The following is a 15,121-nucleotide window of genomic DNA, read 5'->3' as shown; positions in this document are numbered from 1 at the left end:
TGATCGGCGGCGAACCGTGCGATTCGCGCGAACCAGACCCTCGCGTGTCGCTAGCATGCGTTATGCGGCAGGTGGATTGGGTCAGGCGATGCTGGCGGGACGACAGGTTCAGGGGCCGAGCGCTGGTCGCGGGGGTGCTGTCGAGCTGGCTCGCGGGACTGATCGTCTGTGTGCTGGCCTACCATCACGTGCTGCCGTCCTGGACCGGGTGGATCGGGATCGCGCTGTTCGCGCTGGGCTTGTTCGGCGCGCTCTGGGCTTCGGATCGTTCGAGCCAGCGGTCGGCGAAGGCGCTGATGGAGTGGCGGCAGCGCAATATCACCGAGATCTATCGATCGCTCGAGGCGGGTTCGGATCCGGCGAAGGAACTGGAGCAGGGACCGGGCACGGAATCGAGTGCCTATGACGACTTCTGGACGCGGATGAACGGGCACGTCTGAGGCGACGCGCGGGTGATCGCGGCGACGTGCCGAACGGAAGATTCCGATCGAACCCGGCGGCGTAGGGTCCGGGCCATGAAACGAATCCATGCGGGGCTGCTCTTGGCAGGTGTGGTCGGTTGGATGCTGGTGGTCGCGGGGCCGTGGGCGCAGGCGCAGGCGACCGGGTCGAGTGCGGTCGGCGGGGTCGGACAGATCGAGGTGACGGTGCAGTCCGACGGGGCCGGGGCGAATTGCCAGGTGCGCGTGGACGGGAGCGTCGTGGCGGACTCGCAGTTCCTGGTGTTCGCCGATCCGGGGACCGCGTCCAAGACCGTGACGGGGATCGCGGGCGGATCGCATCAGGTGAGCGCGTTCTGCAACGGGTCGGATCTGGACACCTTCACGGTGCAGGTGCAGGCCGCGCAGACGGGGTCCATGCAGTAGGGGCAATCGTGCGATCGGCCGGTTCGGGGCGTCCCCGGACCGGCCGAATCATGTTCGGGCCGCGTGCCCGTCGAGCTACTTCGGGGCCTCGAGTTTCACCATGTCGGCGGGGACGGCCGGAATGGATTGGACGGTGGCCGTTTTCGAGGTGGGATCGGGGAGCAGCAGCCGCCAGTCGTCGGAAACCCACAGCACGCTGACCGCCGAGGCGGTGATGCTGGCGTCGGAGTAGGTGGCGTAAACGGTGAGGTCGGCGCGGGTGGGGCTGTACGCGGTGACCTTGTAGCCGGTGATGCGGGGTGCGACCTTCGGGTCGGCGGGGGCGGTCACCGAGACCTGGGCGCGGGCCAGCACCCAGGAATCCTTGGCGGGCCCGGGGATCAGCGAGATGGCGGCCACCTGAGGCCAATTGCCGTCAGGGGCCAGTGACAGGCGAGTGCTGTGATTTATCGCCGCCAGCGCCGCGCCCTGCGGGGTGTGCGTGTACCCGGCGGCGGTGGAACCGAGCTTGCTGGGACCGTCGTGCGCGCCGATCGGTAACTGGACACCCTGATACGACTCCCAGCGCACCTCCGCCGGCGCCCGGGCGGGATCGGGTGGCGCGGTGGTGGTTGCGGGTGCGGCGGCATGATCACCGAGGCCACAGGCGGAGATCAATAAGGAACAGGCGGACAGGAGCAACGCTGCCGCCATGGCGATCAACGTTTGCGCGTGGTGTGCTGGCTTGGCGCGCATGGTGATTCCTTCGGGTAGACCGGTGGAGCCGACGAGAAGTGTTGTGGTGCACGATCATGGCGCGTACAGGCTTGGTTGGCTGATCCTACGAGGGATGTTCAATCGCGTTTAACAATTCGTCACTACTGTCACGGAACCGGTTGTGAGGCCGGGCGATCCGGGTAAGATCAGGGCCGCAACATGATCATCGCAGGTGGTGGGGATTCATGATGGATCATCGGAACTCGATTCCGGTGGCCGCCTGCGCTGTCGGCCAGTGGTGCGGAATGCCATGGCATCCGGGGGAATAGGGCTCGAGGCCCGCTGCTGTCCGTTCGGGGAAGGGGAATTGGGGATATGACCACCAAACGAACTTCGATGCTGTTGTCGATCCTGCCGATCGCGCTGGTCGCAGGTCAGGGCGTGGCCGCGGCCGCACCCGGCCAGCCGGGCCTCGTCGCGCCCGGAGACGGTCAGCCCGGCCTCAGCACCGCCCCGCAGGCGCCCACCAATTCCGCGCCCAGCCCCGCCGATTTCATTCCGGATCCGCCGATCCCGGCCCCGAATCGCCCGCGCCCGCGGCAGCAGACCACGCCGCAGCAGGACACGATTATTCAGCCGCAGGCCGCGCCACAGGCCGACACGCCGGATACGGTCAAGCCGGATGAACCGGCTGCGAATGCGCCGGAAGTAATGCCCGCGGATCCGCATCAATTGCGGCTGGGCACCAATACTGTTCAGCTTCCGGACTGGATCGACACCAAGACTCGCAACAAGGCCCAGTCATACGCCGACATGGCCGAGTGGCAGATTGCCGCCGCGTACGACCGAATGGGATTCTCCCGCGACGAATCCGATCGAATGGCTGCAACAAGTTCGATCGGCGCTCTACTCGGCGCGGGAACCATCGGCGTCGCAGCCCCGGCAGCGTTGGTACCGGTGGGCTGTGCCGTTGGCGCGGTGGTCGGGGCCGTCGCTGGTGGAGTGATCGCAGGCGTGCCGACGGCTGGAATCGGTGCTCCGGCTGGAGCAATCGTCGGCGGAATCGCGGGGTGCATCGGTGGCGGCTCACTCGGAGGGTTGGTGAGTGTCCCGCTGGTCGTTGGCGGTGGCGGCCTTGCCGCACTGGCTGGAGGCGCACTCAGCGGAGGTGACGCTACCAAGCCCGCACCAGCCGCACCGACGGCATTGACCGACACCGCAGCGCAGATACCGGGCGTCGGTCAGCCATCGACTGTGGGCAATTCACTTTTCACCTCACTCGCAATCGCGCCGATCTCCGTTCCGGCTGGCCTTCCCGAGGCTGTGACACCTGCGGCTCAGCAGGCCGTGACGGTCGTCAATCAGGTAGTGCAGACCGTCGACCAGCAGGTCGCGGTCGCCACCCAGCAGGTGCAGCAGCTGCTGGGGCAGCAGTTCACGCCTGGGGTGCAGCAGGTTTCGCAGCTGTTCGGGCAGCCCACGGTTCCGGCCTCGTTCCAGGCGGCTCCGGCGACCCTGCCGATCGCTCCCGACGCGCCGCGTACGACGCCGGACGCGCAGGCCACTCCGGTCGCGCAGCAGGACGATTCGGCTCCCCCGTCGGCCTTTACGCCGCAGCCGGTGGCGCAACCGATTGCCGAGCAGCAGCCGGTCGAGCCGGTGGCGCAGGTGGTGGCTCCCGTGGTCCAGCAGGTGCAGCAGGTCGTGGATGCGGTGAACACGCAGGTGGATTCGTTGCGGTCGGCGGTGGCGCAGATGCCGCCGTTGACGCCCGAATCCTTCCTGGCCGCACTGCAACCGGCCGCGCCGGGTGCGTGACCGGAACGGCGCGGGTGACGCCGTGAGAGACGACAACGATCCCATCGGGGCGCGGCCGCCGCTACCGGCGCTGGTGCCCGAGCAGCGGGTGCCGGTCGGCGCGGATCCGTGGACGAGCGGACCGCACGCCGAGACGGCTCCGGGGACCGCTCCGGGCTGGGCCTCGTGGCTGGCCGAGGAGACCGTTCCGCAGCGCGAGCCCGGCGAGGAACGCGAATTCGACGATCGCGCAACCGATCTGCTCGACGACGATCCGATGGCCCCGCTGGTGTACGAGGCGCGGCGGCGGGCCGAGGCCACCCGGCAGCGCCTGCGCGCTCGCAATCAGATCCTGGCCGTCACGGCCGCGACGCTGGTGGTGGCGCTGATCGCGGGTGCCGTGTGGCTCAAGTTCGCCCTCGACGGATCCGCCACGCCCGCAGCCGCTCCGACGACGGCGGCGGCCGCCCCGCAGCCCACCGGGAATCAGCCGGGGTTGAGCTCGTGGTGCCAGCACGTCGACACGCCCGACCGGGTGACAAGTGCCGGCACCGGCGATATGACCAGCGCGACCGGTGCGATCCTGCACCTCGAATACGCCTGGTACGTGTTGCGCGACGCGACGGCGGTGCGTTCGATGCTGACCCCGGACGTGATCGCCGCCTCCGAAGAGGCCACCCGCCAAGCGATCTCGGATACCCCGGTCGGCACCCAGCACTGCGTCACGATCAGCGGCATCGCCGCCGACCGGTGGACGGTGACCGTCGACGAACGGCACCCGGACGGTTCCACCAGCTCCTGGCAGCAGATCATGACGACCAGTGTTCGCAACGGTCAGGTACGGATCAGCTCCATTGTGGTGGGGAACCGGTGAACCGCGATGGACGTCGAGGATCTCATCCGGCGCGCGACCGACGCCGCCGCACAGCGTAGCGGGGACGGAACCGACACCCGCGAAACCGATCTCACCAAACCGGCCCCGGTCGGCTCCCCCACCGACGGCGTGCCACTGCACGGCGGCAAGGGGCGGCTGGTGCGCACCTCCATTCCGCCGATGCTGGTGCTCGGCGGCTCCGGTTCCTCCGGCGCGTCCACCGTCACGCTCGGCCTGGCCGCCGCGGCGGCGGTCGACAACGAGGACGATGTGTGGCCGGTGGTGGTCGACGCCACCCTCGGCGGCGGGGATGTGGCGCGCCGCGGCTGCGATACGGCCGCGGCGGTCGGCAATCTCCAGAAGTGGCTCACCGCACCGGATCCGGCGGATCCGGCCAGCGTCGGCGCGTGCTCGGGACGCACCTCCACGGGGGTGCGGATTCTGGATCGCAGTCCGGATCCGCTGCCGCGCCGCGAATCGCTGGTCTCGGTGGCCCGGCATCTCGAGAACGCCGGACTCCTCGCGGTTTTCGACGCGGGCGCGCCGGTCACCAGCAGGCTGGCCGCTCCCCTGCTGTCGGATCCCCGTGTCGGACTGGCGATCACCGTCGCCGCCCGCCCGGACGCCATCAACCGGTTGCAGCCCGCGCTGGCCTGGCTGGACGAGAACTACAGCGAGTTCGTGGTGGGTGACGCGGTCATCGTGCTCACCGAGCAGGCTCCCGGTTCGGCGGCCGCAGTGGTCGACCACGTGCGCACGCACCTCGGTTCGTGGGTGCGCGCGGTGGTGCAGATCCCGTTCGACATTCATTTGGCCGCAGGCGGACTCATCTCCTGGCATCGGCTCACCGCCGAGACCCGCGACGCGTATCTGGGACTGCTGGGGGAGATGCGATGACCGCCGCCCGCAAGACCGACCCGGAACCGCTGCCCGGCAGCGCGATCCCGGTTGCCGCGCCGACCGAAAAGGCCCCCGGCGCCCGGGCGCGCGCCGCCGGACACCTGCGTCTCGCCCCGACCACCGAGGCACCCGACCCGCACGGTCCGCTGCGGCCGAGTTCCACCACCGCGAACCCGCAGGCCGCCAAGCCGGCCCAGGTCAAACCGGTGCCGTTCGGCCACCCGCCGAGCCGGGCCATGGAAGCGCCGCCCTCGTGGGCGCCCATCACCTCGCCGACTGACGACGACGAGAACGCCGACCCGACGGCCGCGCCGCCGAAACCGCCGCGCACCATGGGCCCGCGCAAGATGGCCGAAACCAGCCGGGCACAGCATCTTTCGACCGGCCCGCTGCTCGGCGTCACCGCCAGGCCCGTGGACACCTTCGATGGCGAGCCGGGCGAGAGTCCCACTGCCACCGATGCCGACGCCCCCGCACCCGATATCTCCGCTGCCTCAGTGACAGTGGATATCCCGTTCGCGCAGCCGGAGGCAGGCACCGAGACCCCGGGCCTCTGGACACCACCGAACAACGCAACCGCCCCACCGAGCAGTGCGGCAGCTGGGGCGAGCGCCCCAGATCTTGCGACGCAGAGTGCGGCCAGGGCGAGCGCCGTCGATACCGCGACGGCGACGGCCTGGCAGCCGCCGAACTTCGCGGCGGTCGGAGCCGCGGCGGTGGCCGCGCTCGGAAACGCTGTGCAGCAACAGTTGCCGACAGTCGACAATCCACACCCCTCGGCTACCGCCATCGAGGCGATCGCGACGCTGCTCACCTCGCTCGCCGCCACGCTCGCGCGAACCCCCGAGGGACCGGCCGCGATCTCCGGCTCCGCGAATCCGGCGGGCCCGCCGCACCCCGCACCATCGGTACAGAGCGTCACCGGACCGTCGTTCACCACGGTCACCGGCCCGGCGTACACCACGATCACACTCCCGACGCTGAGCACGGTCACGCTGCCCTCCATCGGCACGGTCACCCTGCCACCGGGCAGCACCGTCACCTTGCCGCCGGGAGCCACCACCACCGGTCCCACACCGCTGGTGGCCGAATCCGCGCCGACGAACGCCACGGCGGTACCCGGGATCGCCAAATCCACAAATGGATTCGCAGGCTGGGGCGCGAGACCCGCAGACGTCGGAGCTGTCGCTTCCGGCGGGATATCCGACACCGGCGGCCATGCCGTTGTCGCTGAACCCAGGCCGTTGTGGAAGCCGCCCGAAATCCCGTCGCCCGCATCGGAGAACGAGTCCGAGGACGAGCCGGTCGGCGAACAGGCCTCGGGGCCTGCCGATTTCGACACCATGACCGACTGGAAGCCGTTCACGCTCACCGAGTTGGAGGCCGAGGCGGCGCTGGCGGCGGCGGCACCGAAGCCGGACGAGGCCACGCCTGCCGCACCGGATCGGACCGGGCCGCGCAAGCTGGTGGCACCGGTGCCCGGCCAATCACCGGATGCCGCAACGGCACCCGCGGCCGGTGGACTGGAGACGCCCGGCTCGCCGCCGGTGCCGATGTGGAATCGGGCCGTGCCCACCCGCTCGACGCGACCGCCGCTGGTGTGGCTGGTCGGTGTGCATGGTGGTGCGGGGGTGAGCAGTCTGGCGGCCAGTGTCGGGTGGGCCGGGGATGCCGGGCAGCGGTGGCCCGCGCGGATCGGCATGGGTCCGGATATGGATTCGCCGCTGGTGGTGCTGGTGGCTCGCAATCACATGCACGGGATGAACGCGCTGTATCGGGCGCTGGTGGCGTATCGGGAATCCGCGACCCCGGCGGGCAGCCAGGTGGTCGGGGTGCTGACCGTCGCGGATGCCGCACGGCCACTGTCGAATCGGGTCGCCGACCGCCGCGAGGAGGCCGAGGGCCTGGCGGTCGCGCTGGGTGCGCGCACCTGGCGGCTGGGCTGGCTGGAACAGTGGCGTGCCTTCGAACCTCATGAACTGGCGGAATGGAATCCCGCCGTCGAGCCGTCACCGGTCGACGACACCGATCCCACCCGCACTCCACCGCAACCGGTTCGGCTGCTCGCCGAGCAGATCCTCATCGCCGCCCGCACTGCGGGGCAGCAGCTCACCGATCGCGCGCACAGCGGCGCCCGAGAAGCCACCCCATGACCTGAACGAGGTGCGACGTGCATCGTAATCGCCTGCCCACCATCGGAATCCGAAACTCGGCGTTGGCCACCGCCCTGCTCTGCGTGATCGCCACGGTGGCGGTCGGGGTGGCGCGCGGCGGCCCGCCCGACACCACGGTGCCCATCGACAGCTGCCCGGCCCTGTTCGCCCTCGGCGTGCAGGGCACCGGCGAATCCTCACCCGACGCCGCCGTCACCACCGACACCGGCATGCTGTCGGAGGTGTTCCGGCCCATGATGGCCGCCGCCAGCGACGCCGGGCTCGTCGACCGCGCCTACGTGCCGTACGAGGCGTCCTTCGGCGGGGCGACCGAGGTCAGCACCGTCACCTACATCAAATCGGTGACCCAGGGCGGGGATTCGCTGCGGTCGATGGCCAAGCAGGTCGCCGACCGCTGCCCGAACACGAAGCTCGCCATCACCGGGTATTCGCAGGGCGCGCACGTGGCCTCGCAGTTCGCCGAGGAGGTGGGCGCGGGCAAGGGCGTGATTCCGGCCGACCGGATCGCCGCGGTGGCGCTGTTCGGGGACCCGAACCGCAATGCCAACGCGCCGCTGTTCCCGGGCAAACCGGATCAGACCACGCCGACCGCCGCGCCCGGCACCAACGGAACCGCGGTGTCGGCGCTGTCCGCACCACCCGCCACCAAGACCGCGTCCGGCGCGGGCATCGCACCCGACAGCGGGACGCTGGAGAACTTCGGGTCGCTGGTCGGGCGGGTCGCCGAATTCTGCACCGAGGGCGACCTGGCCTGCGACACCCCGGTCGGTGCGCCGCTGGCGCGGACGGTCGCCAATATCGCGGGGCAGGTGGAGCTTTCGGCCGGGGATCCGATCGGGTCGCTGAAGTCGATCGCGGAGGCGCTGGCGTTCACCTCGATCAAGACCGTGACCTCGGTGGTCAACAAGGACGTGTCGGGGACCTCGCTGTCGGACCTGTCGTATCAGCCGCAGCAGTCGATCTCCCAGCGCATCGCGGCGGCGTCCAATCCCAGCACCCAGGTCGACATTCCCAGCGCGTTGCAGGCGCTGGTGAAGGTCGGCACCATCGCCATCAATTCGGTGATCGCGGTGGCGAAAGACATTCTGACACCGGCCAATATCGCCGAGATCGCCACCGCCGGACTCGCGAATCCGATCGCGGGACTGGCGGTGTTCGGCACCAAGCTGCTCGGCGCGGTCACCAATCTGGTGCCGCCCACCACGATCAGCCGGTTGACCACGCAGGCGTTCAGCGCGGTCACCCAGAACGTCACCGACAACAAGGATCTGCTCGATATCACCACCTGGGTGCGCTACTGGGACACCGCGCAGAAGCACGACTACACGCACGCGCAGGGCGCGGGGTTCGGCACCAGCCCCACCGACTGGGTCGGGCAGTGGTTCGCGGCGGTCGCACACGATCTGGCCTCGACCTCGAAGCCGGGCGCGATTCCCAGCGGCGGCAGCGACAAGCCCACCCTCGGAATGGATTTCGGGGCCAGCACGGCGGTGACGCCGAGCGTCGCACCCAACGGGCAGTTCCCGCTCGGCGGTGGCGGCACTCCGGGTACCTCGGCGCCGAACAGCGGCATACCCGGGCTGAACTTCACGCCCGGCACCTCGACGACGCCGACGACCGGCAGCTATCCGCCGATGATCCCCGACCTCGGGGCGACGCAGGCGACGTCATGAGCACCACCGAATCGGGGCCGCGCACAACGGAATCCGAGTCGACGGATCCGCCCGATGAGAAGTACACCGGGCGGTGGTCTGACTGGATCGACGCCGAACCCACGCCGCGGCCGGTACGCGTCGAGGACTACGACGACGAATACCTCGGCTACGACGAGGATTTCGACGACGAGCCGTACTACGAACCCGAACCGGGCCGGGCCGCGCCACGACGACCGCTGACCACCCACCATGCGCCCGCCCGGCGCGGGTTCGCCGATTTCTCACTGGGCGAAGGGATGCGGCGGTGGGCCGTGCCCCTACTGGGCCTGCTGGCCGTGCTCGCGGTGACCGCGGCGATCGCCGTGCAGATCGCCAAGGTCAGCTCCAGCACCGACGCGCACGCCGCGCCGGGGGTCGCCACTCCCCCGCCCGCCCAGGCGACCGCCGTGCCGCAGCCCACGCAGGCGACCGACCAGCAAGCCGCCGGAACCCCGGCCGACCTGTGCCCCAACGAGACTCGCGGTGACACCGTGCGCGGCAACGGGCCCGGTAGCACCAAGACCGGTCCGGATGTGATTCTGGCACTGCAGAATCGGTACTACGTCGACCGTTCCGGCAAGTCCGTGCGGGAGATGTTCGCGCCCGATGCGTCCGTGCCGAGCGTGGAGCAGATCCAGGCCGGGATCGACAGCATTCCCCGGGGCACCACCTACTGCGTGCAGATCATGCCGGGCCCGTTCGACGGCCAGCACATCATGGTGGTCACCGAACAGCACCCGGACGCCTCCAAGCACACCTGGCCGCCGCAGCTGGTGATGACCACCAAGGTCGGCGACACCACCCTCGTCTCGGCCATCGTGCCGATGACCTCCGACACCCCGAAATAGGCGGCGACCTGGGACTACCTCGGCGTTTTGGAAGATCTGCCAGAGTCGGCTACAGTTCTCTCTCGCAGCCGGAGGGCGCGGAAACGCCCCGAGGACGCGATGCGGATGTAGCGCAGTGGTAGCGCATCACCTTGCCAAGGTGAGGGTCGCGGGTTCGAATCCCGTCATCCGCTCAACACTCGAAAGAGTCTCTCGCGCAGTAGATCTCGCGCACATTCCCGGGCATGTCTCACCGATTTCGCGCTATTTTTAACGAGTGACCCTGTTGCTCAGCGCCTTCCACGACACTGTGCTCGCCCAACACACCGTGCTCGCCCAACTCGGCAATCCCACGCCCGAGACGCCCCCGGTGGCCGACAAGCTGATGAAGCTCGTCCGCTACTTCACCTGGTTCGTCCTACTGTCGGGCGTGCTGGCCATCACCTACGCGGGTGGCCGGTTCGCGTGGGAGAAGTGGTCGGGCAGCGGCCTCGCCTCACCGAAGATGGTCGCGGGTGCCATGGTCGGCGGCATCATCGCCACCAGCGCCGGGACCATCATGAACGCTGTCATCGGGACATAGTTCTTTTATCGGGCGGCGAAGTAGTGCCCCGCGTCCAGATCTTCGATCAGGCCGGGGTGCACAGGCTTCCAGTCCAGTAGTTCCTGGGTGCGGGCACTCGAGGTCGGATTGTCGAGCGAGACCAGTGCGCCCAGGAAACCGAAATGCTCACCCGCCTGCTCCGGGTCGATCGAGACCACGGGCAGCGCGAGGTGACGACCGATGACTTCGGCGATCCCGCGAAACGGCACCCCCTCGTCACCGACGGCATGCAGGCGCGAACCGGGCGGAGCCGACTCGACCGCCAGCCGGAAAAGCTGCGCCGCGTCCAGGGTGTGGACGGCGGGCCAGCGGTTCGCGCCGTCACCGACATAGGCCGCGACGCCGCGTTCGCGGGCGGTGGCAATCAGATTCGGGATGAAACCGTGGTGATCCAGGGAGCTGTGCACCGTCGGCGTCAGCCGGATCGCGGCCGAACGCACGCCCTGCTCGGCGAAGCCGATCACCGTGTTCTCGGCGATGGCACGCGGATTCGAATCGGACACATCGGATTCCGTGCCGGTACCCGGGACGCCGACGACCGTCAGCGTGCCCGACGCGATCACCAGCGGCTTGCCCGATCCGGCCAGGGCCGCGCCGAACGTCTCGACCGTGCGCTGCTCGGTCTCGACCGCCTCCCGCAATGCGCCGGAGACCATCGCCTCGTGCTTGTAGGCCAGATGCACCACACCGTCGGAGGCGGCGGCCACCTCGGCGAGTAACCCGGAGTCGTCGAGATCGCCGCGCTGGACCTGCACACTGCGGGCCCGCAACGCTTCCGCCGACGCGTCGGAGCGGGCCAGTCCGATCACCTGGTGACCGGCGTCGAGGAGTTCGGTGACCACTGCGGAACCGATGTGGCCGGAGGCTCCGGTGACGAAAATTCGCATGAGAAAACCTTCCTGACGTGCGTTTCCCTGAGTGGGAGCACTTCTGATGTCAGTTGCTGACATCACCGACCGTACGCCTGATGTCAGTCACTGTCATCCCCTGCTACGATTTCGGCATGCGCTGGGAACCCGACGGTCGCAGCCGCCTCGAGCAGGCGGCCCTCGAGCTGTACCGCGACAACGGCTTCGAGAAGACCACCGTCACCGAGATCGCCGCTCGCGCCGGACTCACCGAACGCACGTTCTTCCGGCACTTCGCCGACAAACGCGAAGTGTTGTTCGGGGGTGCCGAGTTGTTGCGCGAGTACCTCGTGGGCCAGGTCGACGCGGCGGCTCCGTCACTCAACGCCTTCGAGGCCGTCATCACGGCACTCATCGACACCGCGGACACGATCTTCGAACCGCGCCGCGAACCCGCCCGACTGCGGCAGCGCGTCATCGAAGCCAATACCGGCCTGCGCGAACGCGAATTGGTCAAGCTCGCCGACCTCGGCATCGCGATCAGTGGGGCGCTACGCGAACGCGGCAGCACGGAACCGGAAGCAAGCCTGGCCGCCGAATCGGGAATCGCGGTGCTGCGCGTCGCCTTTCAGCGCTGGACCGAGGATCCGGGCGAACACCCACTCGCGTACTACGTCCGAGAAGCGGCCGAGGTACTCGCGAACACCGTCGCACCGCAGGGATAGCCGACCCGGAGCAGCGCAAGCAGAAGTAGTACGGCGCAGCCCGGCAAACGCGACCACCCAGGTTGACCTGGGCAAGAGCGCAATCTGCGGGCATCGGTAGGGTCGTGATCATGCTGCTGACGCTCCCGCCCAACACCGACAACCCGTTGCGCGGCAAGCTCCGGCGGATGGGAGTCACCTTGCGGCACACCCATTTCCAGCGCTGACGAGCCTGGCACCCCGACCGGCCCTCGCCTGCTAGCGGTCGGGGCCGATCGCGGGTTCGAGGATGGTGGCCGCGGCCAGGGCCTCGGTGCAGCCGTCGGAGCTCGACGAGGTGGCCGAGTCGTTGATTCGCAGCATGCCGAGCTTGGTGCGCAGGTTGACATCGCAGCCCATCGACGCTGTGCTGCCGAACACGCCCAGCACCTGGGGCGCGGTGAAGGCATCCCGGCCGTTGACGCTGACCTGCTTGACGTGATTGCCGGGGACGGACTGCTGCCGAGCCAATTCCCGGTCGAAAGTCGGTGCCGCGCCCTGGTTCGCATAGTGCTCGAGGATCAGCCCCGGGCCGCCGGAGCTGGACACGGTGCAGCGATCCGGGAACTCCGCCACCGGATGGCCCTTGGTGGCCGGATCGAACCCGGCCTTCGTGAACGCGCTGTCCCTGATGTCCTTACACGGATCGAACAATGCCGATCCGAGGGGCGCGTTCTGGTCGTCGTGCGAACCGCAACCGGCCGCGACGATCAGCACACCCATGACGACAACGATGCGGGCCAGAATCGACCGCACTATCCCTCCCCGGTGACAAGCATTCCCCGGCCGCAGCGGCGACCGCCGGGACACTGTAGCGAATCACTGCGAGCGCAGCAGCGCGGTGAGGGCGCGGACCGGGCGGTCGTGCGGGAGATGGCGTGAATGGAATCGACGACCGCATGGCAACTCGTGCGGACAACCGGGATGGGCTGCCGCCGAGAAAATCCCTGGCTGGTTCACCGACCTGGTTGCCACACTCCCCCTGTGGCAACAGTGCAGGAGGCCGAACGAGTGCGGGTCCGCGCCCGCGCAACAGCGTGGAGCCTGACCTCATGGGTGCTGTTCGCCAGCTCCGGCCCACTGGCCAAGGCGGTAATCGCAGCGGGCTGGTCCCCAGCCGCAGTGGCTTTCGTGCGGATTGCGATGGCCGCAGCCCTGCTGATCCCGGTGGTCGTGGTGTTCCGGCCCCGGGCGCTGAGATTCCGCCGCAGCGACCTGCCGTTGCTGGTCGGCTACGGACTCCTCGGTGTTGCCGGAGTACAACTGCTGTTTCTCATTGCGGTGCAGCGGATTCCGATCGGCGTGTCCATGGTGCTGGTCAACCTCGCGCCCGCACTGGTCGCGCTCTGGGTGCGGTATGTCCGGCGCACTCGGCTGCCCACAGCGGTCTGGCTCGGAATCGGACTGGCCGCAACAGGATTGACCCTGGTCGCGCAGATCTGGGACAGCACCCGGCTCGACGCGCTCGGGATCGCCGCAGGACTGGGCTCGGCGCTGTGCTCGGCCGGATACTTCCTGCTCGGCGAACACGGTGCGCGCAAACATGATCCGCTCGCATTGACCTCGGCCGGTCTGACCATCGGCGCGATAGCAGTCGCGGCGCTCGCCACACCCTGGACACTGCACGCCGGTCAATTCACCACCCCGGCGGTGCTGGGCGGTCTGCCGCTCCCCGCATGGCTCGTCCTGCTGACCCTCGCCATCGCAGGTACCGCACTCCCTTACCTCGCCGGGCTGCGCGCCTTACGCGACCTATCTTCGACCCTGGCCAGCGTGCTGTCGGTAGTGGAACCGCTGGTCGCTGCCGCACTGGCGTGGCTGCTTCTCGGCCAGTCACTCGCCCCGATACAGATCATCGGGGCCGCGATCATGCTCGTCGGCGCGATCCTGGTGCAACTGACTGTGCCCGACGATGATTCGCCCACCTCGACCGCGCGGTCAGCGTGCCGCGCCGGGGAATCCTAGGTCTCACCGACAACGATCGTCTCACGTGACGGACGCTCCCAGGTGCCGAGAAGGCGGGTGTTGGCCGCGCGCAGCAGACGGACCGCGGCCGCATCGGGTAGGGCGGATGTCGCCAGGTCACGCAGTGCCGCAACGGAAGTCGATCCGGGTGCGGTCAAACGCATTCCATGTCGGGAAACGATGCTCATCGCGGCTACTCGTCGGCGGCGAAGGGCCGAGTATCGCGCCAGATCCGGAGCGCAGTCGGCCATGACGACGGCGTCCTCCAGAGCCAAGCAGGCACCCTGACCGAGAGTGGGACGCATGGCGTGCGCGGCGTCACCGATCAGGACGACACGGCCTCGCCACAGCTGTTGCGGGACAGCGATTTCCAGGAGCTCACCGGTCACGATGCGAGCCGGGTCCACGGCGGCGATCAGGGACGGGACCGGATCCGGCCAGTCCAGGAAGTGATCCAGCGAGCGGACCGGGGGCCTCGCCGCGGCGAAGCACATGGTGCGGTCACCGGCCATGGGAACGACGCCGCACTCGGCGTGACGACCCCACACCACGCCGACATTGCCGGGGGCCGGGCGGTCCAGGATCCATCGCCACGCGGCGATGCCTGTCCGCCGCACCGGCCCCAGTCGCGGCCACAGTGCGGCGCGCACTCGACTGTGCACACCGTCGGCGGCGACTACGAGGTCGTATTGCGCAGTGCCGTCAAGTGTTTCGATCCGGCCCTGCTCGTCGACGCGAACGACCTCGGCGCCGAGGCGTACCTGTTCGTGCGGTACGGCCGCTGCGAGAATCGAGATCAGGTCGGCCCGGTGCATCGCGACGAGACCTCCAACAAAATCGTCGATCCGCGCGTTGATCAGGATGCGGCCGCGCTGATTGCGGACGGTGCCGGGGCGGTCCTCAATCAGGTGGGATCGAATCTCCGCTCCGAGACCCAGTACATCGAGTGCGCGAAGTGCGTTGGCCGAGAGGATGACTCCCGCGCCGACCTCCGTGAAGCGGTCCGCCCGCTCATAGACGGTGACCTCCCAGCCCGCCTGACTCAGTGCGATGGCGGCGCCCAGTCCGGCGATCCCACCTCCGACAATGCCTGCCCGGCCGACGCTCGTACGCATGACCACCCCCTTCTACTA

General features: G+C 68.9%; 15 protein-coding genes and 1 tRNA gene. 12 read left to right on the top strand and 4 right to left on the bottom strand.

Going from position 1 to position 15,121, the window contains the following annotated elements:
- Positions 1-134: 134 nt before the first annotated feature.
- Together OG300_RS05820 and OG300_RS05815 are read left to right on the top strand one after the other, a co-directional pair.
- On the top strand, positions 135-440 hold the full coding sequence (locus OG300_RS05820) for a hypothetical protein (protein ID WP_405492902.1): 306 nt from the start codon (positions 135-137) through the stop codon (positions 438-440).
- Between the two features lie 75 nt (positions 441-515).
- Entirely contained in the window at positions 516-866 is a 351-nt protein-coding gene (locus tag OG300_RS05815) for a hypothetical protein (RefSeq protein ID WP_405492900.1), read from the top strand.
- 75 nt (positions 867-941) lie between these two features.
- Here OG300_RS05815 and OG300_RS05810 read toward each other — a convergent pair whose 3' ends face one another.
- Positions 942-1,601 carry a hypothetical protein gene (locus tag OG300_RS05810; protein ID WP_405492898.1) on the bottom strand — a complete coding sequence of 220 codons (660 nt, stop codon included), beginning with the start codon at positions 1,599-1,601 and terminating at the stop codon, positions 942-944.
- Positions 1,602-1,937: 336 nt separating this feature from the next.
- Here OG300_RS05810 and OG300_RS05805 point away from each other — a divergent pair, with 336 nt between their 5' ends.
- From OG300_RS05805 to OG300_RS05770, 8 genes are all read left to right on the top strand, one after another.
- Positions 1,938-3,380: a hypothetical protein gene (locus OG300_RS05805; protein ID WP_405492896.1), complete on the top strand. Its 1,443-nt coding sequence runs from the start codon at positions 1,938-1,940 to the stop codon at positions 3,378-3,380.
- A 22-nt stretch (positions 3,381-3,402) separates the two neighbouring features.
- Complete coding sequence (locus tag OG300_RS05800; protein WP_405492894.1) at positions 3,403-4,233, top strand: hypothetical protein; 831 nt, start codon at positions 3,403-3,405, stop codon at positions 4,231-4,233.
- Between the two features lie 6 nt (positions 4,234-4,239).
- Positions 4,240-5,130 (top strand): MinD/ParA family protein, encoded by an 891-nt coding sequence (locus tag OG300_RS05795; protein WP_405492892.1) that lies wholly within the window; start codon positions 4,240-4,242, stop codon positions 5,128-5,130.
- Positions 5,127-7,286, top strand: a complete 2,160-nt coding sequence (locus OG300_RS05790) for a hypothetical protein (RefSeq protein ID WP_405492890.1) — start codon at positions 5,127-5,129, stop codon at positions 7,284-7,286. The genes OG300_RS05795 and OG300_RS05790 overlap by 4 nt, the downstream gene beginning before the upstream one ends.
- A gap of 17 nt (positions 7,287-7,303) precedes the next feature.
- Positions 7,304-8,980, top strand: coding sequence for a cutinase family protein (locus OG300_RS05785; RefSeq protein ID WP_405492888.1), 1,677 nt, complete (start codon positions 7,304-7,306; stop codon positions 8,978-8,980).
- Complete coding sequence (locus OG300_RS05780) at positions 8,977-9,849, top strand: hypothetical protein (protein ID WP_405492886.1); 873 nt, start codon at positions 8,977-8,979, stop codon at positions 9,847-9,849. The genes OG300_RS05785 and OG300_RS05780 overlap by 4 nt, the downstream gene beginning before the upstream one ends.
- A gap of 101 nt (positions 9,850-9,950) precedes the next feature.
- A tRNA-Gly gene (locus OG300_RS05775) sits at positions 9,951-10,022 on the top strand.
- Positions 10,023-10,105: 83 nt separating this feature from the next.
- Positions 10,106-10,411: a hypothetical protein gene (locus OG300_RS05770; protein WP_405492884.1), complete on the top strand. Its 306-nt coding sequence runs from the start codon at positions 10,106-10,108 to the stop codon at positions 10,409-10,411.
- Between the two features lie 5 nt (positions 10,412-10,416).
- Here OG300_RS05770 and OG300_RS05765 read toward each other — a convergent pair whose 3' ends face one another.
- Positions 10,417-11,319 carry an SDR family oxidoreductase gene (locus OG300_RS05765; protein WP_405492882.1) on the bottom strand — a complete coding sequence of 301 codons (903 nt, stop codon included), beginning with the start codon at positions 11,317-11,319 and terminating at the stop codon, positions 10,417-10,419.
- Between the two features lie 80 nt (positions 11,320-11,399).
- Here OG300_RS05765 and OG300_RS05760 point away from each other — a divergent pair, with 80 nt between their 5' ends.
- The gene (locus tag OG300_RS05760) at positions 11,400-12,005 is read left to right on the top strand and encodes a TetR/AcrR family transcriptional regulator (RefSeq protein ID WP_405492880.1); all 606 of its coding nucleotides are present in this window, start codon (positions 11,400-11,402) and stop codon (positions 12,003-12,005) included.
- A gap of 237 nt (positions 12,006-12,242) precedes the next feature.
- Here the strand turns inward: OG300_RS05760 and OG300_RS05755 are convergent, their stop codons facing one another.
- On the bottom strand, positions 12,243-12,779 hold the full coding sequence (locus OG300_RS05755; protein ID WP_405492878.1) for a hypothetical protein: 537 nt from the start codon (positions 12,777-12,779) through the stop codon (positions 12,243-12,245).
- Positions 12,780-13,007: 228 nt separating this feature from the next.
- Here OG300_RS05755 and OG300_RS05750 point away from each other — a divergent pair, with 228 nt between their 5' ends.
- Entirely contained in the window at positions 13,008-13,988 is a 981-nt protein-coding gene (locus tag OG300_RS05750) for an EamA family transporter (protein ID WP_405492876.1), read from the top strand.
- Here the strand turns inward: OG300_RS05750 and OG300_RS05745 are convergent.
- Complete coding sequence (locus OG300_RS05745) at positions 13,985-15,103, bottom strand: FAD-dependent oxidoreductase (protein ID WP_405492874.1); 1,119 nt, start codon at positions 15,101-15,103, stop codon at positions 13,985-13,987. The genes OG300_RS05750 and OG300_RS05745 overlap by 4 nt on opposite strands.
- Between the last annotated feature and the right edge of the window lie 18 nt (positions 15,104-15,121).

The organism is Nocardia sp. NBC_00511 (assembly GCF_045161165.1).
Taxonomy (GTDB): Bacteria; Actinomycetota; Actinomycetes; order Mycobacteriales; family Mycobacteriaceae; genus Nocardia.
Note: the sequence above shows the minus strand (reverse complement) of the source record. Positions and strands in the feature narration are given on the sequence as shown.